Below are 17457 nucleotides of genomic sequence, written 5' to 3'. Positions count from 1 at the left end.
AAAAATCAATTTGGATTCAGGTTTTCACGCGCGGGGCCGAAATCCTAACAGACAAGTCGTAATCGCGCTGCCGCGTTCTACGACTTGGGTCGCGTATGCCCGGTCACCGAAACGTGGTTGGATGCTGGCGGTGGTTTATTACAAGAAAAAGAATCCGGAGTGACAGCGTTATGAACAGCTTGCGCAGTGTGTCGATCAGCCGACGCTTGTGGCTCATCTTGATTGTGGCGGTGGTCATGCTCCTGACGTTGGGCGTGTTGATGCTCAAGCAGATCCACGATGACCTGTATCACGCCAAGGCCCAGAAAACCCAGCATGTGGTGCAGACCGCCAGCGGTTTGCTGACCTACTACCAAGGCCTCGAAGCGGCAGGCACCCTGACCCGCGACGTGGCGCAGAAACAGGCGCTGACCGCGATCCGCGGCCTGCGTTATGACCAGAACGACTACTTCTGGATCAACGACCTCACGCCCGTGATGGTCATGCACCCGACCAACCCAAAGCTTGAAGGCCAGAACCTCTCGGCGATACGGGATCCGGACGGTTTTGCGGTGTTCAACGAAATGGTCGCCATCGCCAAGGCCAAGGGCGCCGGCATGGTCGATTATCGCTGGCCTAAACCCGGCGCCAGTGAACCGGTGGCCAAGACCTCCTACGTGAAACTGTTCGAGCCGTGGGGCTGGGTCATCGGTTCGGGCGTGTACGTCGACGACGTGCAGGCCGAGTTTCAGGGGCAGGTGATCAAGGCGTCGGTGGTCGGGCTGGTCATCGCGGTGATCATGGCGCTGCTGGTGATCCTGATCGCGCGCAGCATCGTCCGCCCGTTGCAGGAAACCGTGAACGCCATGGCCAACATTGCCAGCGGCGAAAGCGATCTGACTCGCAGCCTCGACACCCACGGCCAGGACGAAGTCACTCAACTGGCCCATCACTTCAATGCCTTCACCGCCAAGTTGCGCCGGGTGATCGGTGACTTGCAGGTGTCCGCCAGCGCATTAGGCCAGTCGTCCAGCGAATTGGGCAATGATGCAGCGCAGGCCCAGCAACGCAGCCAACAGCAGTCGCAGCAGATGGAACTGGTGGCTACTGCCGTCAACGAAGTGACCTACGGCGTACAGGACGTGGCGAAGAATGCCGAACACGCCGCCAGCGAAATGCGTGATGCCGAGGCGCAGGCCCAGCAAGGCCAGATCAACATCGATGGCAGCCTGCAGCAGATCGACAAGCTCTCCGGCACCATCGATCAGGCCGTCGAAGTCATTCGCACGCTGGCGACTGAAAGCACGCAGATCGGCAGCGTGCTGGAGGTGATCCGCTCGATCGCCGAGCAGACCAACCTGCTGGCCCTCAACGCCGCGATTGAAGCGGCTCGCGCCGGCGAACAGGGTCGCGGTTTTGCGGTGGTGGCCGACGAAGTGCGTTTGCTGGCGCAACGCACGCAGAAGTCCACGGCGGAAATCCAGACGATGATCGAACGCCTGCAAAACCACTCCGAAGCCGCCGTGAAGGTGATCGGCGACAGCAGCAAGGCTTCGCAACTGACTATAGAACAGGCCGGCCTGGCCAGTGCGAGCCTGAATGCCATCGGCCAGGCCCTGCGCAACCTCAATGGCCTGAACGCCTCGATTGCCAGCGCAACGCTGCAACAGGCGCACGTGGTCGAAGACATCAATCAGAACGTTACCCAGGCAGCGGGCTTGTCCCACAGCACCGCGCTGGCGGCCGAGCAGTCGAGCGTGGCGAGTGTGAAACTCGGCCAGCTCAGCGAACAACTGAACGGGCTGCTGCGCCAGTTCCGCGTCTGATAGCCCTTGCAGGTGGGAACTCGTTTCCCACCTGTTTTTCGGTACAATCCGCTCCCTCTTTTATTCCCCCCAAGGATTCTGCATGTCCGGGCTTGAACTGTTTGCCGCCGCTCTCGGCGTGATCGCCGTGTGGCTCACGGTCAAACAGAACCCGTGGTGCTGGCCGATCGGGCTGGTCATGGTGTCGCTCTACACTTGGGTGTTCTTCGAGGTGAAGCTGTATTCGGACATGCTGCTTCAGGTGGTTTATGCCGGGCTGCAAATTTATGGCTGGTGGCAGTGGACGCGGGCCGGAACGATGCATGACGGGCGCGAAGTCAGCCGGCTCGACAATCGCTCGATTGTGCAGGGGCTGGTGATCGGGGCAGTGGGCAGTCTGTTGCTGGGCGCGGCCATGGCCCACTGGACTGACGCTGCGCAACCGTGGCTCGACGCGGCGCTGACCGGTTTCAGCCTGGTCGCGCAATTCTGGATGGCCCACAAGCGCCTGCAATGCTGGGCGCTGTGGTTCGTGCTGGATGTGATCTTCGTCGGGCTGTTCCTCTATAAAGGGCTGTACCTCACGGCGGCGCTGTATGCCCTGTTCACCCTGATCGCGGTGCAAGGCTGGCGCGAATGGCGTGCCGATCCGGCGTTGCAACGATGAAAGTAATCGTTCTGACCGGCCCCGAATCCACGGGCAAGAGCTGGCTGGCGGCTGGAATCCAACAGCAGTTCGGCGGTTTGCGGGTGGACGAGTATGTGCGCTGGTTCATCGAGCAGAACCAGCGGGATACTTGCCTGGCCGATATCCCCGAGATCGCGCGCGGCCAGTTGCAATGGGAAGACGCGGCACGCACGCAGCAGCCGCAATTGCTGATTCTCGATACCCATCTGTTGAGCAACATTCTGTGGAGCCAGACCCTGTTCGGCGACTGCCCGCCCTGGCTGGAAACCGAATTGCTGGCCCGTCATTACGACTTGCACCTGCTGCTCTCCCCCGAGCAGATCGAGTGGACGGACGATGGTCAGCGCTGCCAGCCCGATTTCAGTGAACGGCTCGCGTTCTATCAGGCCACCCGGACCTGGCTGGAAATCCATCACCAACCCTTGCAGATCATTCAGGGCAACTGGCTCGAACGCCAGCAGCAAGCCTTCGACGCGGTTCGCGCCCTGCTCGCGGACTGACCCGGTTTTCGGGGCGTTTGCCCCGTGGTATCCCCCTGCTTTGGGGCCAAAGTGTCCGTTCCTGAAACACTCCTTCGGGTTCAAAGTGCCCGTCTCAGCACCCTTCATCCCTTTGTCATGCGACTTGTTACGCGGTTGAAACACAGCCCTGCAAACCCTTGTTCCAGAGCTTTGCAATGACTTTGTGAGGTTGCGAAGGCAATGACTTGTTTCAACGATGAAACAGCTTTTGTACCAGACCTGCGCTCGTCAAACCCAACATATTGAAATTCAAAGACATTTCAAAAGCGGCACAGCTTTCGCTCTCTCCTTCACAACGCTGACCAGGCCCAGCCCACTGAAGAAGGAATTGCCGCCGTGGGGAATATCAAAAAAGCCTTTACCTGCCTTCTGCTGATCGGATCAGCCGCCAGCCCGTTTCTCAGTTTCAACGTTCAGGCCGAAGGCAATGGCGTGATCGTGCTCAATCGTGACGTCCAGCCGATCCCGATCGGCCGCAGCGGCGGCAAAGACCCGTACCCCACCACCGTCAATGCCAATCCTTCGGGCCGCATTGGTCAAGCAATGACCAGCACCGAACTCAACGACGGTGAATTTGCCAGTGTAGCCAGCGGATCCTCGATTCGCGGAAGTATCACCACCCCGACTTCGAACATCCCCGGCATGAACACTGTGACCAATCCGAATGGCTTGCCTGGTATGGGAGGCGGTCACGGCGGCGGTGCCGGCGGCTCGATCTCCAATACCGTCAACCGTGCCATGAGCTCCGGTCTTGCCCCTCTGACTCGCATGGCTGGAGGCCAATAAATGAATCGCTCCCTGCTCCTGCTCGCCCTCCTCGGCTGCACCAGCGCAATGGCTGACCCGAGTTCCGTGAACAACGCGAACATTCAGGAAACCGGCATCCAGTACCGCGGGAACTACAACGTCAACCAGGCGGCCGGCGACCAGATGCAACAAACCAACACCAAAGCGATCGCCATCGGCACCAGTGCCAGCGCTACCACGAGTGTCATTCAGCACATCAATACGCCCGCCGACCGCACTGGCAATGCCAGCGCCAACATTGGCGGCAACTCTTTTAGCAATGGCAACGGGATCCTGGGCGTGAACCAGGGCGCCGGGGCCAATAACCAGATGGCCAACGTGACGCGCGTCAGCATCAGTGCTGCCCCGCAGAGCGTTGACGATAGCGCCCTTTCTCAACAGAACGTGGCGTTGTTACCGAGCTCAGGAGCAACTGGTACCCCCGGCAGTCGCCAGGTCACGACAAGTGATCAGGCCTTCACCGGCAGTCGCGGGGTAATCCAGGTGAACCAGAGTGCCGGGGTGGGGAACCGAATGGCTAACACCCTGAGCATCCGGGTCGCTGACTGACCCAAACAAGAAGCAGTGCAATTAGAAAGTACCAACACTTAACCAACTAATAAGCACGACGGAGAAACACCATGAAACCTACAATGGCCCTCAAACCACTGGTTTTCGCACTCGCAGCAGTGATGGCAATCGCAGCACAGGCAGGCGGTCGTGATGATAATCACGGGCATGGTAACGGGCATGGCAACCATGAACCAAAAGGCCCAACCCTGGAACAACTGCTGCAAATCGGCGCTGGCGCCGGGGCGGCAGTGCTCGACACTCAAAACAGCGATGGCAACCTGGTTGGCAACCAAGGCACCAAGAATGATGCCAACGTCAACAACTCGGCCAATGGCACCAACGGCAACGTTGGCATGAACAACACCGCCGGCGATGGCAACCAGCAAGACAACGCCGCCGCTCTGGCCACTGCCGACGAAAGTTTCATCTTCGGCTCTGCGGTGTCTGTTTCCAGCGCAACTCAGGTCAACAACAACAACGCTGTTGCCAACTACTCCACCACCAACAACGCCAACCTCAACAACGTGGGTAACGGCGGTTCCGGCAACATTGGCGTGAACAACAGTGCCGGCAACTTCAACCAACAGAAAAACAACCTGGCAATTGCTGTATCGGGTGGTCGTGTAGCTAACGCCGCTGCTGCTGCGAACCAAAGCTCCACTGGCCTGACTGTGGCCAACAATGGCACTCAAACCTACAAAAAAGATACCCTCACCGGCACTTTCGCCGGGGCTGGCGCGTTCTACGCGAAGGGCACTGCAAAAATCGAAGACGACGATCACGGTCATGGCGGATATGGCAATAACGATAGAGGCCATGGCGGCGACAAAGATCAAAAAGCCAAATTCGAAGCAGTGGGCGTCTTTGGCCTGGCAGGTGTGACCACTCAACAAGTGATGACCCCTGATGGCTGGAAAAACCCTGTGACCAACAACGCTTCCATCTCCAATGTTGGTAACAACTTCTCGGGTAACGCTGGTTACAACAACGCCGCTGGTGTTGGCAACCAACAAAGCAACTCGCTGTCCATCGCCGCAGGTTGCAAAGCCTGCATGTAATCGCGATCGAAACGAAAGCCCCGGAAACGGGGCTTTTCCTCAGTCCCAAAGGCGTATCGATCATGCGTAAGACTGCCCTCCTCGCTCTGCTTTGCTTCTGCGGCCTGACCCAGGCTGCCCAGATGCCCGTTGCCGCCCTGCCTGGCGGCACACTCGTCTACAAGAACGTGCAAAGCATTCGTGAGCGCAAGTTTGCCGACATCGTCGAACAGAAAACCGACTTCAGCTGCGGCGCCGCCGCACTGGCCACGGTATTGCGCCAGGCTTATTGGCTCGACGTCGATGAGGAGCACATCATCAAAGGCATGCTGGTCAACGCTGACCAGGACCTTGTTCGTACTCAGGGTTTTTCCATGCTGGACATGAAACGCTACATAGAAAGCATCGGCATGCGCGCCAGGGGCTACAAGATTCCGCCGGAAAAACTCGACGCAGTCACGATCCCGGTGGTGGTACTGATGGAAATTCGCGGCTACAAGCATTTCGTGGTGATGCAGCGGGCGGACAAGGATTGGGTTTACATCGGAGACCCGGTTTTAGGACACAAACGCTACTCCCATGATGACTTTGTCAAAGGTTGGAACGGCATTGTCTTTGCCATCGTCGGCCCCGGATATGACAAGGCCAATGCCTTGCGCAGCCCTCCGGTACCGGTGACGGCCAAAAACAAGCTGGATGCCTTCAACCCGGTCAAAGATGCTGAATTGATGGACTTCGGGTTCATACAGAGCGACTTCTTTTAATCGCCGATTACAAGAGTGGGGCTGGATGTCCCGGGAGCAGCAGATGAAAACCTCATACTGGCTGGCCGCCGCCTGCCTGGCAGCGAGCGCGTCAGGCTATGCCAATGCAGGATTCAAACCCATCGAAATCAAGGACCAGGAGCTCGCTGAGCTACGCGGTCGCTATGTCATGCCGGGCCGAATCATCAGCTTCGGTGTCGTCATGAGCAGTACCTGGCGCAACGCCAGTGGAGATCTGATCGGGGCCTCGGCCACGATGCAATTGCAGGCAGCTTCGGTAAAACCCGAATTCTACGTCTCGACCATCAAGGAACACGGCAATGGCAGTACCCCGGAACTGGGGACTGGCTCGGTCGTGGGTGGCGCGGGACTCAACTCCAGCCAGGGCGTGACGCAGAGTGTGCGCGCCGCTGGCGACGGCAACGCCGCCTACAACAACGTTGCGATCAACGTCAAAGAAGCCAGTCAGGCACCTGCACTGATGCCTGCCCAGGGCCAGGCCTTGATGGCCGGCCAGACCATTTCCGGCAGCAACGGCGCTGGCAGCGTCGCGGTTTCAGCCACAAATGGCGGAGTGCAAATGGCCATTCAGGCCTCCGGCAATCAGGGTACAGCCTTGCAACAGGTCGCCCAGGGCGGACTGCTGCAAAACACCCGTTTGCTGGGTAACGCGAACGTAGTCAACAACCTGACACAACTCAACGTTGTCCTTAACAATAACGGCATGAGTGCCGGCGCACTGGACTGCAACCTGACTCAACTCAGGGCACTACGCAACATCGGATATTGAACTACGCTGAGTCTCGATCATTGGGCTTAAAGGGACGGCTTATTCATGTATCGATCAGTATCACTGCGTGCCGCTGTATGTTTGAGTACTCTTCTACCCGCGGCGATGTTGCAAGCGGCACCCGACGCAGATGTAGAAGCCCTGAAACAGGAACTTCTGGAGCTGAAACAACGATACGAAGTACAACAAAAAGCCCTGGCGGTACTCGAACAACGGGTCCGCCAGGTCGAAGAACAACCCGCCTCCCCACCTCCTAAACGCCTGGCCAAATCGCCTTCGGACATGAAAGGCAACCGGGTGGCCGCAGGGACCGGGGCTGCAGCAGCGTCGCGGGGCGCCGCCGGGGGCAGTGGCGCGTCCTATGGCCAGTCGCTGGCCGACGATTCGCAACCGGCACAGAGTGTGTCCAACCTGTACGACGAAGCCAGCGGCTTTTTTGGCGGCGGCAAGTTCAGCTTTGAAACCGGCGTGACCTATTCACGCTACGACACCCGCCAGCTGATTCTCAACGGTTTCCTCGCCCTGGACTCGATTTTCCTCGGCAACATCAACCTCGACCGGATCAAGGCCGACACCTGGACCCTCGACCTGACGGGACGCTACAACTTTGACAACCGCTGGCAGTTCGACCTGAACGTGCCGGTGGTCTACCGTGAATCGACCTATCAGTCCGGCGGCGGCAACGGCGGCGCCTCAAACGTCACCACCGAACAGGACGTAAGCCGCGATCCGACTATCGGCGACGTCAACTTCGGCATTGCGTACAAGTTCCTGGACGAGTCGGTCAATACCCCGGACGCCGTGGTTTCCTTGCGGGTCAAGGCGCCTACGGGCAAGGACCCGTTCGGGATCAAGCTGCGCCAGACCGATGCCAACTCGAACCTGTTCGTGCCTGACACCCTGCCCACCGGCAACGGCGTCTGGTCGATCACCCCGGGCATCTCGCTGGTCAAGACGTTTGACCCGGCCGTGCTGTTTGGCAGCCTGTCCTACACCCATAACTTCGAGGAATCGTTCGACGACATCAGCTCGACCGTCAACCAGAAAAACCCGGGCAAGGTACGCATCGGCGACAGCTTCCAGATTGGCGCGGGTGTTGCCTTCGCTCTGAACGAGAAGATGAGTATGTCGTTCTCCGTCTCTGACCTGGTGCAACGCAAGAGCAAGCTGAAACAGGATGGCGGGGATTGGGAATCGGTGGTGTCCAGCGACGCCAACGCCGGTTACTTCAACGTCGGCATGACCATTGCGGCCACCGACAACCTGACCATCGTGCCCAACCTGTCCATCGGCATGACGGACGATGCCCCGGACTTCTCCTTCAGCCTGAAATTCCCGTACTACTTTTAAACAGCAACATCATGAAAAGGCCCCCTGCGACTTGCATCGCAGCGGGCCTTTTCAGCTTCCTGTCTTCAGGAAGCACCGCGCCCTAGCGGATCTGGTGCTTGTGCAGCAAACGGTAGAAGGTCGGCCGGGAAACCCCCAGCACTTTGGCCGCCACACTGAGATTGTCACTGTGCCGGTTCAATACGTCGCACAACGCCTGGCGTTCGGCGCGGGTCTTGTAGTCTTCAAGCGTGCCCATCGGTGCAGCGATCGACTGTTGGCTGATCAGCCCCAGGTCTCGGGCCTCGATCTGCCGTCCTTCGGCCAGTACCAGACCGCGGCGTACGCGGTTGGCCAGCTCGCGGACATTGCCCGGCCAGTCGTGCTTGCCCATGGCAATCAGCGCATCTTCACTGAAGCTGCGCGGACGACGGCCGGTTTCGTGACTGTAGAAATGGGAAAAATGGTTGGCCAGCATCGACAGGTCGCCGTGGCGTTCGCGTAACGGCGCGGTGACTACTTGCAGCACATTGAGCCGGTAGTACAAGTCTTCACGAAAGCGTTTCTTCTCGATGGCAGCTTCGAGATCGACGTGAGTCGCCGCCAGCACCCGCACATCCACCGGTATCGGCTGACTGCCGCCCACCCGTTCAATGTGTTTTTCCTGCAGAAAGCGCAACAGATTGGCTTGCAGTTCCAGCGGCAGATCGCCGATTTCATCGAGAAACAAGGTGCCGCCATTGGCTGCTTCAATACGCCCGACCTTGCGTTGATGCGCACCGGTGAACGCGCCTTTCTCGTGGCCGAACAGCTCGGACTGGATCAAGTGTTCGGGAATCGCTCCGCAGTTGATCGCCACAAACGGTTTGCTGTGGCGTTGCGACTGTCGGTGCAGGGTGCGGGCGACCAATTCTTTACCCGTCCCGCTTTCGCCACGAATAAGCACTGGTGACTCGGTGGGCGCCAGTTTGCTCAGCAACTTGCGTAGCTCACGGATCGGTTTGCTGTCGCCGAGCAGCTCATGTTCCGGCTGATCCACGTGAATCGTGCCCTGACCGCGCAGGCGCGCCATGCCGAACGCGCGGCCAAGGGTGACCTGCACCCGTGACACGTCGAACGGCAAGGTATGGAAATCGAAAAACCATTCGCAGACGAAATCGCCGACGTTCTGCAAGCGCAGCACTTCCTGATTCAGCACGGCGATCCATTCGGTGCCGCTGCGGCTGATCAGCTCTTTGACGGCTTCGGGGCGTTCCAGGTGAAAAGGCTGTAACCGCAACAGGCCGACATCGCAGCTTCGATCGGCGGCATTTTCCAGGCTACAACTGTCGACGTCCCAACCCACGGCACGTAAACCAGGGAGCAATCGGTGACAGTCGTCGCACGGGTCGACGACCAATAAACGTCTTAATGCAGGCGCTTCGCTCATGACTGTTCCTTGGCGCCAAATTTTAGGAAATGATCGTAAAAACAGTCATTTGGCAAACCTGACTGTTACATTAGCAAGAATTTGACGGCGTCTTGTATCGATTGCTTATAGATGTACAAGTGAAGCAGTTATAAGAAACCGGTTTATTAGTTAGCTATCGACTTGATTCTTTCGCCAGGCTTTCAAAACCTGTCTGAATATTGAGTGTATGAAAGAAAGTCGAAATTTCTTCAGATTCTGTGTGACCCGCCAGCGGGTTGCGTGCATCAGTACAAGTAACTCGCCGAACGGTAAGCCCAACCGACGGCACATCACTTGATTGGGCACTAATAGAGAGAAGACCCCATGACCGCCCCGCTCCGTATCAACGAAGCTCTTTTGATTGCCAACCGCGCATTTAAACCTTTTCAATGCGTCGCCTGGGCACCACAAGACGGCAATGGCGAACTGAGCCTGACCGTCATCGACCGCACCAACTCTCACATCGGTCGTACTCAGATTCCAAGCAGCGCCTACTCCGATCCGGCGCAACTTGAATACCTGCTGCAACAAGCCCGCGCCGAACTGAGCGAAGAAGGTTACGCGCTGCAATCGTGGTCGATGCCACACTGATATTTGCGGGCAATGCGGATGACGATCAAGTCATCCGCCCTCTTCTGTAAGTTGCGAATCTTTTTCCAACTTCAGTCTCTTTGTACAACTTTCCTCAATACTTTCGCGCCTGAATGCTTGGCAGGCTTGCGACTGGTTCAAAAAGACACTGTTCTGGCACAGTGCGACCCTCCACCTGTTAGTTCTGTCAGTTGTACTTGCGCGTATTCAGGGATTGAATGTTCCGCTCATGCAGTTACCCGTTCCGCCTCCCGGAAATCGGTCGACTCGCAAGGAGAAGCATGCATGTCATCCCAGATCGCCATAGCGCTGCCGACGCTTGCGAATAACGCCGGACAACTCGACAAGGCCTTTTCCAGCAACGGTGTGGCGCAGGTCTACTTCTCCGGCAGTACGTCCAGCCTGACTCAGAGCGTGGCGCTCGATGGGCAAGGTCGGATTCTGGTCGCCGCCAAGGTGGGCACCGCTCAAGGCAGCCGTTTCGGTCTGGCCCGCCTGCTCGAAGACGGCTCGGCGGATCTGGAGTTCGGTTTTCAAGGCAGCGTGATCGGCCGGTTCGCTGCCGGTTTCGAAGCCACCGGCAGCAAGGTGCAGGTCTTGCCAGACGGGCGGATTCTGCTGGCGGGTCTGCACTACGAATCGGAACATCGCTCCCTGCCCGCCTTGGCTCTGTTCGATGCCCAGGGCCGCCCTGACCCGGATTTTGGTGACAACGGCCGGAAAATTGTCCGCCTACCCGGCGACCTGTCCATGGGCACCCGAGATGCCTGGCTCCCGCCGGGCGTTCCGGGCGCCGAAGCCTGTGATTTCGCGGTGCAGCCCAACGGGCATATCCTGCTGATCGCCAACCATCACTTCGAACTGGCCGATCACGTCGGCATACTGATTCGCCTCAAACCCGACGGCCGCCTGGATCCCTCCTTCAACGGTCGCGGATTCGTCATGGTTCGCCACTTGCTGCTCAATACCTGGCTCGGCGGCCTGCTGTTGCAAGAAGACGGAAGAATCGTGGTGGCCGGCTCCATCGATTTCCCACAGGAAGGCCTGCTCGCCCGCTATCTGCCGGACGGGCAACTCGACGAACGCTTCGCAGTAGACGGTTTTCTGGCCTTCAAAGTCCACGGGCGCAGTGCGCTGGTCAATCAGGTCATCGAATCGGCAGAGCATCTGCATTGTTTTGGCAGCAGTCGCGATCCGATCCGATGCATGGCGCAGTCTGTTCACGGCAACGGTCGCCCCGACCTGCACTGCAACGGTGGTCAGCCACACCTGCTGGAAGTCGGCCCAAGCGGATGTCAGTGGAGCGCGGCACAAGTGATGCCGGACGAGCGCATCATCGCGGTCGGCGCGACGATCGGCGGGGTTGAAGCTGACTTTATCGTCGCCCGCTATCTGGCCAACGGCAGCCTTGATCGAAGCTTCGGTTCCGGTAATGGCTGGTTGCGTACGCGGCTGGGGCGCAGCCTCGATACCGCTACTTCAATGGCGATTCAAACGAATGGCGAAATTCTGGTGGGCGGTTATACGCTGGATGGCAACCACCGTGCAGTGGTCGCACGTTATCTGAATCACTGATGCGAACCTTCCCACACTTGATCTTGCCCATCGCTTACGGCAACTTGCGCGCTTCTTAATACAAGGAGCAACCAATGTCCGGTTCGATGGCCCAGGCGTTCGCGCACAACTTTCTCGGGCATTCACCCCGCTGGTACAAGGCGTGCATCGTCGGGTTTCTGCTACTCAATGCGCTTGTGCTGTGGGCCGCAGGTCCCGTCGCCGCCGGATGGTTGCTGGTGATCGAGTTCATTTTCACCCTGGCCATGGCGCTCAAGTGCTACCCGCTGATGCCTGGCGGCTTGCTGCTGATCGAAGCACTGCTGCTGAAAATGACCACGCCGCAGGCGCTGTACGAAGAGCTGCAGCACAATTTCCCGGTGATTCTGCTGCTGATGTTCATGGTCGCCGGCATCTACTTCATGAAAGACCTGCTGCTGTTCCTGTTCTCGCGTCTGTTGCTGGGCGTGCGTTCGAAGGCGCTGCTGGCCCTGATGTTCTGCTTTTTGTCGGCGTTTCTGTCGGCATTTCTCGATGCGCTGACCGTGACCGCAGTGATCATCAGCGCCGCCGTGGGCTTCTATTCGGTTTATCACCGGGTGGCCTCCGGCAACGATCCGCGCCAGGACAGCGAATTCAGCGATGACCAGCATCTGCCCCAGCTGCATCATGAGGATCTGGAACAGTTTCGCGCCTTCCTGCGCAGCCTGTTGATGCACGGCGCCGTCGGTACTGCATTGGGCGGGGTCTGCACCCTGGTGGGCGAACCGCAGAACCTGCTGATCGGCCATGAGATGGGTTGGCACTTCGCCGAATTCTTCCAAAAAGTCGCGCCGGTGTCGCTACCAGTGCTGGTCGCGGGACTGGTGACCTGCCTGCTGCTGGAGAAACTGCGCTGGTTCGGCTACGGCACGCTGCTGCCGGACAACGTACGCGTCGTGCTGGCTAACTACGCCGCTGAAGACAACGCCGAGCGCACCCCGCGCCAACGCGCCGCCCTGCTGGTGCAAGGCTGCGCTGCGCTGATCCTGATTGCCGGGCTGGCGTTCCATATCGCTGAAGTCGGCTTGATCGGCCTGATGGTGATCGTGCTGATCACGGCTTTCACCGGCATCACCGACGAGCACCGACTGGGCAGCGCCTTCAAGGACGCCATGCCGTTCACCGCGCTCTTGGTGGTGTTCTTCGCCGTGGTGGCGGTGATTCACGACCAGCAACTGTTTGCGCCGCTGATCCAGTGGGTGTTGGCACTTCCGGCCGATCAGCAGCCGGGGATGCTGTTCATCGCCAACGGTCTGCTGTCGGCGATCAGTGACAACGTGTTCGTTGCAACAATCTACATCACTGAAGTGAAACAGGCGTTCCTGTCCGGCCACATGAGCCGCGAACACTTCGAGACGCTGGCGATTGCGATCAACACCGGCACCAACCTGCCGAGCGTGGCGACGCCCAATGGTCAGGCAGCATTTCTGTTTCTGCTGACGTCGGCGATTGCACCGCTGGTGCGCTTGTCCTACGGGCGGATGGTGTGGATGGCGTTGCCCTACACCGTGGTGATGGGATTGCTCGGCTGGTACGCCGTGAGTTACTGGCTGTAGAAACAACAACGGGAGCCCTGGGGCTCCCGTTTTTTTATGCTTCGATCAGCGCGGCAAGAGGTACTTTTCGATGGCCTGCGCTACGCCATCCTCTGTGTTCGACCCCGTCACCACGTCGGCCTGACGCTTCACCGCGTCCTCGGCCTGCCCCATGGCAATCGACAACCCGGCAACATGGAACATCGCCGGATCATTGCCGCCATCGCCAATTGCAGCGGTCTGCGCCAGCGGCACGCCCAAATGCGCGGCCAAGGTTGCCAGCGCAGCGCCCTTGTTGGCGTCCAGCGCCGTCACGTCAAGGTACACCGGTTGCGAGCGCGACACCTGTGCCAACCCTTCGACCTTCGGCAGCAACTGCGCCTCCAGTTCGATCAGCAGTTCAGTGTTGTTGCTGGTCGCCACAATCTTGTCGATACGTTCCAGATACGGCTCGAAGCTCTCCACCACCACCGGCGGATAACCGAGCCCGTGCTGCTCGCGCGGCACCATCGGCCCGTGCGGATCCTTGAGCAGCCAGTCGCCACCGCTGAACACCCAGATTTCGACATCCGGCTGATCGGCGAACAACGCCAGTGCAGTCAACGCTGCTGTGGCCGGCAGGTAATGCGCAACCAGAATGCTGCCATCCGGATTGACGATCGTGCCGCCATTGAACGCCGCGGTCGGCAGGTCGACGCCCAGCGCTTCGATCTGCTGCAACATGGCTTTGGGCGGACGCCCGGTGGCCAGGCTGAACAGCAGGCCCGCCTCGCGCAGCGCACGAACGGCATCGATGGTGCGCTGGCTCAGACTGTGATCGGGCAGCAACAGCGTGCCGTCCATGTCACTCAACAGAAAACGGATCGGCTCACTCATCCGAGACCATGCCAGACGCGACCATCGCGAGTCAGCAGATCATCGGCGGCTTTCGGCCCGTCTTCGCCAGCGGCGTAGCTCTGCACGCTCGCGTCCTGTTGCCAGGCGTCGAGGAACGGCTGCACCGCGCGCCAGCCGTTCTCGATGTTGTCAGCGCGCTGGAACAGCGTCTGGTCACCGGTCAGGCAGTCGTAGATCAGGGTTTCGTAGCCGGTGGACGGCTGCATTTCGAAGAAGTCCTTGTAGGCGAAACCCAGCTCGATATTGGCCATGTTCAGCGCCGGCCCCGGCCGCTTGGCCAGCAGGTCGAACCACATGCCTTCGTTGGGCTGGATCTGGATACGCAGGTAGGTCGGCTGCAATTCGTCGACCTCGGTATCGCGGAACTGCGCATACGGCGCGGGTTTGAAGCAGATGACGATCTCGGTGTCGCGCACGCTCATGCGTTTGCCGGTGCGCAGGTAGAACGGCACGCCGACCCAGCGCCAGTTGTCGATCATCACTTTGAGCGCCACGTAGGTTTCCGTGGTGCTGTCGGGCGAGACGTTGTTCTCGTCGCGGTAACCGGATACCGGTTTGCCAGCGACTTCACCGGCGCTGTATTGACCGCGCACCGAGTTTTCCCGTGCTTCCTCGGTGGTCCAAGGGCGGATCGCACCGACGACCTTGGCCTTCTCGCCGCGCACCGCATCGGCGCCGAACGCCGCCGGCGGTTCCATGGCGACCATGGCCAGCAACTGGAACAGGTGATTGGGCACCATGTCCCGCAGGGCGCCGGTGTGTTCGTAAAAACTGCCACGGGTTTCGACGCCGACGGTTTCGGCGGCGGTGATCTGCACGTGGTCGATGTAATGGTTGTTCCAGAACGCTTCGAACAGGCTGTTGGAGAACCGGCTGACCAGAATGTTCTGCACGGTTTCCTTGCCCAGATAGTGATCGATCCGGTAGATCTGCTTTTCCGACATGACCTTGAGCAGGCAGGCGTTCAACGCCTCGGCGGTTTGCAGGTCGGAGCCGAACGGTTTTTCGATCACCACCCTTCTGAAGGCTTCCGGGGTTTCTTCGAGCAATCCGGCGCTGCCGAGACGGCGCACCACTTCGCTGAAGAAACGTGGCGCGGTGGCCAGGTAGAACACCGCATTGCCAGTACCGCTGTCGGCGATTTTCGCCGCCAGGGCTGAATAGGTGCTGTCGTCCAGGAAATCGCCCTGGACGTAGCTGATGCCTTTGGCGAGCTTGGCCCACAAGGCCGGATCAAGCATCTGATCGCCCTTGCCGACCTTCGCTGCCACTTCGGTGCGGATGAAGTCTTCGAGCTTTTGCGCGAAGGCTTCATCGGTGATGGCGTTGTGATCAACGCCGACGATCCGCAGACCCTCATCCAGCAGGCCGTCGCGACTCAGGTTGTACAGCGCCGGCATCAGCAGGCGCTTGACCAGATCACCGTGGGCGCCGAACAAAAACAGCGTGGTCGGTGGCGCGGGTTCTGCCTTGGATTTCCTGCGGATCGTATGGGTCATTTCTTCGGTGTCTCCACATGGCCGCCGAAGCCGAAGCGCTGGGCCGAAAGAATCTTGTCGCCGAAAGTGCCCTGGCCGCGCGAGCGGTAGCGCGAGAACAGCGAGTTGGACAGCACCGGTACCGGCACCTTTTGTTCCATGGCCGCTTCGATGGTCCATTGACCTTCGCCGCTGTCGGCTACGGAGCCGGAGAAACCGTCGAGTTTCGGGTCGACCGCCAGGGCGTCGGCGGTCAGGTCGAGCAGCCAGGACGACACCACGCTGCCACGACGCCAGACTTCGGCAATGTCAGCCACGTTCAGGTCGAAACGCTGGTCTTGCGGCAGAAGCTCGCTGGACTTGGTCTTGAGGATGTCGAAGCCTTCGGCGAACGCCGCCATCATCCCGTACTCGATCCCGTTGTGGATCATCTTGACGAAGTGACCGGCACCGGCGGGACCTGCGTGGATGTAGCCGTGCTCGGCACGGTGGTCATCGGACTTGCGGTCCTTGGTGCGCGGGATGTCACCCATGCCCGGCGCCAGCGCGGCGAACAGCGGGTCAAGACGCTTAACGGTCTCGGCATCGCCACCGATCATCATGCAGTAGCCGCGCTCCAGGCCCCAGACGCCGCCGGAGGTGCCGACGTCGATGTAGTGCAGGCCTTTCTCGGCCAGGGTCTTGGCGCGGCGGATGTCATCCTTGTAGTTGGTGTTGCCGCCATCGATGATGGTGTCGCCCGCCTCGAGCAGATTGCTCAGGGCTTCGATGGTGTCTTCAGTCGGTGCGCCGGCCGGCAGCATGACCCACACCGCACGCGGCTTGGCCAGGCCTGCGACCAGTGCAGGCAGATCGGCGACGCCGGTAGAGCCCTCGGCGGCCAGGGTGTCGACAAAGGCGGTATTGCGGTCGTAAACAACGGTGGTGTGACCGTTGAGCATCAGACGTCGCGCAATATTGCCGCCCATGCGGCCCAGTCCAATAATCCCGAGTTGCATGTGCTGATGCTCCTTACTACAAATAAAAGTGTGTCAAAGGTATAGCCCAACGCGACTAATGGAGGTTAGTCCAGAGCGTTGGGTTGAAGTTTCCGTGCATTGTGCCCGATCCAGACTGATAACGTCGGGAAACGTGCGGAAGACACAACGACCATGAAAAATAAAAAAGTTCCATTCACGAGCAAAAGAAATCAAAATCGGCGCCGATAGCAGGTCAAGGCCCGAAACCGGGGCTGATCTGCAGTTGAGACACGCCATTTGCGAGGTGAGCAATGGGCACAGTACACACAGCAATGCCGCCACAAACCCTGTACGTCACCATCCGTCGCGATGAATTGCGACAGTTGAAAGATGAACGCGATCAGCTCAAGCAGGAACTCGCGCAATTGCGCCTGCTGACCCAAGGCGCCGAGCCACAGCCCTTGCCGCGCGTACAGCGCTCGCCCCACGCCTGATCTCCCCGCCCGCTTCGGGAGCGGCCATTGCCGTTCCCGACATGCTGCACCTCCTGCCTGTTTCGGCAACTAACAAAGTTTTCACATTGGCTTGTTGATACTCCGGCGCATTCTGGCCGTGCGTGTCTGCGCATGGCCTCCGTTCGTCGGGTTCATACGCGGTTACATGAAGCGCCCGGCGGTGG

At 59.4% G+C, this 17457-nt stretch carries 17 protein-coding genes; 13 read left to right on the top strand and 4 right to left on the bottom strand.

The window, feature by feature from the left end; translation table 11 throughout:
- The first annotated feature begins 170 nt into the window (after positions 1-170).
- From AC07XZ_RS05575 to fapF, 9 genes are all read left to right on the top strand, one after another.
- Positions 171-1805, top strand: coding sequence for a methyl-accepting chemotaxis protein (locus AC07XZ_RS05575; protein WP_102686233.1), 1635 nt, complete (start codon positions 171-173; stop codon positions 1803-1805).
- A gap of 82 nt (positions 1806-1887) precedes the next feature.
- The gene (pnuC, locus tag AC07XZ_RS05570) at positions 1888-2451 is read left to right on the top strand and encodes a nicotinamide riboside transporter PnuC (protein ID WP_085745777.1); all 564 of its coding nucleotides are present in this window, start codon (positions 1888-1890) and stop codon (positions 2449-2451) included.
- The gene (locus AC07XZ_RS05565) at positions 2448-2972 is read left to right on the top strand and encodes an AAA family ATPase (protein WP_085745778.1); all 525 of its coding nucleotides are present in this window, start codon (positions 2448-2450) and stop codon (positions 2970-2972) included. Before pnuC ends, AC07XZ_RS05565 begins: the two co-directional genes overlap by 4 nt.
- A gap of 357 nt (positions 2973-3329) precedes the next feature.
- Entirely contained in the window at positions 3330-3779 is a 450-nt protein-coding gene (fapA, locus tag AC07XZ_RS05560; protein ID WP_085745779.1) for a functional amyloid chaperone FapA, read from the top strand.
- Positions 3780-4349, top strand: a complete 570-nt coding sequence (gene fapB, locus AC07XZ_RS05555; protein WP_102686234.1) for a fibril amyloid subunit FapB — start codon at positions 3780-3782, stop codon at positions 4347-4349. It abuts the gene before it with no gap.
- 71 nt (positions 4350-4420) lie between these two features.
- Complete coding sequence (fapC, locus tag AC07XZ_RS05550) at positions 4421-5410, top strand: amyloid-like fimbrin subunit FapC (RefSeq protein WP_011334011.1); 990 nt, start codon at positions 4421-4423, stop codon at positions 5408-5410.
- Positions 5411-5472: 62 nt separating this feature from the next.
- Entirely contained in the window at positions 5473-6153 is a 681-nt protein-coding gene (gene fapD, locus AC07XZ_RS05545) for a fibril amyloid maturation endopeptidase FapD (protein ID WP_007957477.1), read from the top strand.
- Positions 6154-6196: 43 nt separating this feature from the next.
- Complete coding sequence (gene fapE, locus AC07XZ_RS05540; protein WP_085745781.1) at positions 6197-6943, top strand: fibril amyloid subunit FapE; 747 nt, start codon at positions 6197-6199, stop codon at positions 6941-6943.
- A 45-nt stretch (positions 6944-6988) separates the two neighbouring features.
- The gene (gene fapF, locus AC07XZ_RS05535; protein WP_102686235.1) at positions 6989-8293 is read left to right on the top strand and encodes a fibril amyloid transporter FapF; all 1305 of its coding nucleotides are present in this window, start codon (positions 6989-6991) and stop codon (positions 8291-8293) included.
- 82 nt (positions 8294-8375) lie between these two features.
- On the opposite strand, the gene AC07XZ_RS05530 is transcribed toward fapF, so the two are convergent.
- Positions 8376-9701: a sigma-54 dependent transcriptional regulator gene (locus AC07XZ_RS05530; protein ID WP_007957480.1), complete on the bottom strand. Its 1326-nt coding sequence runs from the start codon at positions 9699-9701 to the stop codon at positions 8376-8378.
- 345 nt (positions 9702-10046) lie between these two features.
- Between AC07XZ_RS05530 and AC07XZ_RS05525 the strand changes: the two genes are divergently transcribed.
- The 3 genes from AC07XZ_RS05525 to nhaB all read left to right on the top strand — a co-directional run bounded on the left by AC07XZ_RS05525 (position 10047) and on the right by nhaB (position 13465).
- Complete coding sequence (locus tag AC07XZ_RS05525) at positions 10047-10313, top strand: hypothetical protein (protein WP_085745783.1); 267 nt, start codon at positions 10047-10049, stop codon at positions 10311-10313.
- A gap of 285 nt (positions 10314-10598) precedes the next feature.
- Positions 10599-11888, top strand: coding sequence for an NHL repeat-containing protein (locus tag AC07XZ_RS05520; protein ID WP_102686236.1), 1290 nt, complete (start codon positions 10599-10601; stop codon positions 11886-11888).
- A 74-nt stretch (positions 11889-11962) separates the two neighbouring features.
- Positions 11963-13465, top strand: coding sequence for a sodium/proton antiporter NhaB (nhaB, locus tag AC07XZ_RS05515; protein ID WP_102686237.1), 1503 nt, complete (start codon positions 11963-11965; stop codon positions 13463-13465).
- Between the two features lie 45 nt (positions 13466-13510).
- On the opposite strand, the gene AC07XZ_RS05510 is transcribed toward nhaB, so the two are convergent.
- Genes AC07XZ_RS05510 through gnd form a run of 3 tightly spaced genes read right to left on the bottom strand, consistent with a single transcriptional unit; the run spans position 13511 to position 16817 of the window.
- Positions 13511-14320: an HAD family hydrolase gene (locus AC07XZ_RS05510; RefSeq protein WP_102686238.1), complete on the bottom strand. Its 810-nt coding sequence runs from the start codon at positions 14318-14320 to the stop codon at positions 13511-13513.
- The gene (zwf, locus tag AC07XZ_RS05505) at positions 14317-15840 is read right to left on the bottom strand and encodes a glucose-6-phosphate dehydrogenase (RefSeq protein WP_102686239.1); all 1524 of its coding nucleotides are present in this window, start codon (positions 15838-15840) and stop codon (positions 14317-14319) included. Before zwf ends, AC07XZ_RS05510 begins: the two co-directional genes overlap by 4 nt.
- Entirely contained in the window at positions 15837-16817 is a 981-nt protein-coding gene (gene gnd, locus AC07XZ_RS05500; protein WP_085745788.1) for a phosphogluconate dehydrogenase (NAD(+)-dependent, decarboxylating), read from the bottom strand. Before gnd ends, zwf begins: the two co-directional genes overlap by 4 nt.
- Before the next feature lie 272 nt (positions 16818-17089).
- Between gnd and AC07XZ_RS05495 the strand changes: the two genes are divergently transcribed.
- Entirely contained in the window at positions 17090-17272 is a 183-nt protein-coding gene (locus tag AC07XZ_RS05495) for a DUF6026 family protein (protein WP_007957508.1), read from the top strand.
- Positions 17273-17457: the final 185 nt, after the last annotated feature.

The sequence above is a fragment of the Pseudomonas sp. GW458-11-26-14-LB4 genome (genome assembly GCF_059423925.1).
Note: the sequence above shows the minus strand (reverse complement) of the source record. Positions and strands in the feature narration are given on the sequence as shown.

What these genes read in the sequence shown, in the direction of transcription:
- fapC (WP_011334011.1), top strand. Translation starts at nt 4,421, where the DNA reads ATGAAACCTACAATGGCCCTCAAACCACTGGTTTTCGCACTCGCAGCA.
- AC07XZ_RS05510 (WP_102686238.1), bottom strand. Translation starts at nt 14,320, where the DNA reads ATGAGTGAGCCGATCCGTTTTCTGTTGAGTGACATGGACGGCACGCTG.
- nhaB (WP_102686237.1), top strand. Translation starts at nt 11,963, where the DNA reads ATGTCCGGTTCGATGGCCCAGGCGTTCGCGCACAACTTTCTCGGGCAT.
- AC07XZ_RS05525 (WP_085745783.1), top strand. Translation starts at nt 10,047, where the DNA reads ATGACCGCCCCGCTCCGTATCAACGAAGCTCTTTTGATTGCCAACCGC.
- fapF (WP_102686235.1), top strand. Translation starts at nt 6,989, where the DNA reads ATGTATCGATCAGTATCACTGCGTGCCGCTGTATGTTTGAGTACTCTT.
- gnd (WP_085745788.1), bottom strand. Translation starts at nt 16,817, where the DNA reads ATGCAACTCGGGATTATTGGACTGGGCCGCATGGGCGGCAATATTGCG.
- zwf (WP_102686239.1), bottom strand. Translation starts at nt 15,840, where the DNA reads ATGACCCATACGATCCGCAGGAAATCCAAGGCAGAACCCGCGCCACCG.
- fapB (WP_102686234.1), top strand. Translation starts at nt 3,780, where the DNA reads ATGAATCGCTCCCTGCTCCTGCTCGCCCTCCTCGGCTGCACCAGCGCA.
- AC07XZ_RS05575 (WP_102686233.1), top strand. Translation starts at nt 171, where the DNA reads ATGAACAGCTTGCGCAGTGTGTCGATCAGCCGACGCTTGTGGCTCATC.
- AC07XZ_RS05565 (WP_085745778.1), top strand. Translation starts at nt 2,448, where the DNA reads ATGAAAGTAATCGTTCTGACCGGCCCCGAATCCACGGGCAAGAGCTGG.
- AC07XZ_RS05520 (WP_102686236.1), top strand. Translation starts at nt 10,599, where the DNA reads ATGTCATCCCAGATCGCCATAGCGCTGCCGACGCTTGCGAATAACGCC.
- fapD (WP_007957477.1), top strand. Translation starts at nt 5,473, where the DNA reads ATGCGTAAGACTGCCCTCCTCGCTCTGCTTTGCTTCTGCGGCCTGACC.
- AC07XZ_RS05495 (WP_007957508.1), top strand. Translation starts at nt 17,090, where the DNA reads ATGGGCACAGTACACACAGCAATGCCGCCACAAACCCTGTACGTCACC.
- fapE (WP_085745781.1), top strand. Translation starts at nt 6,197, where the DNA reads ATGAAAACCTCATACTGGCTGGCCGCCGCCTGCCTGGCAGCGAGCGCG.
- pnuC (WP_085745777.1), top strand. Translation starts at nt 1,888, where the DNA reads ATGTCCGGGCTTGAACTGTTTGCCGCCGCTCTCGGCGTGATCGCCGTG.
- AC07XZ_RS05530 (WP_007957480.1), bottom strand. Translation starts at nt 9,701, where the DNA reads ATGAGCGAAGCGCCTGCATTAAGACGTTTATTGGTCGTCGACCCGTGC.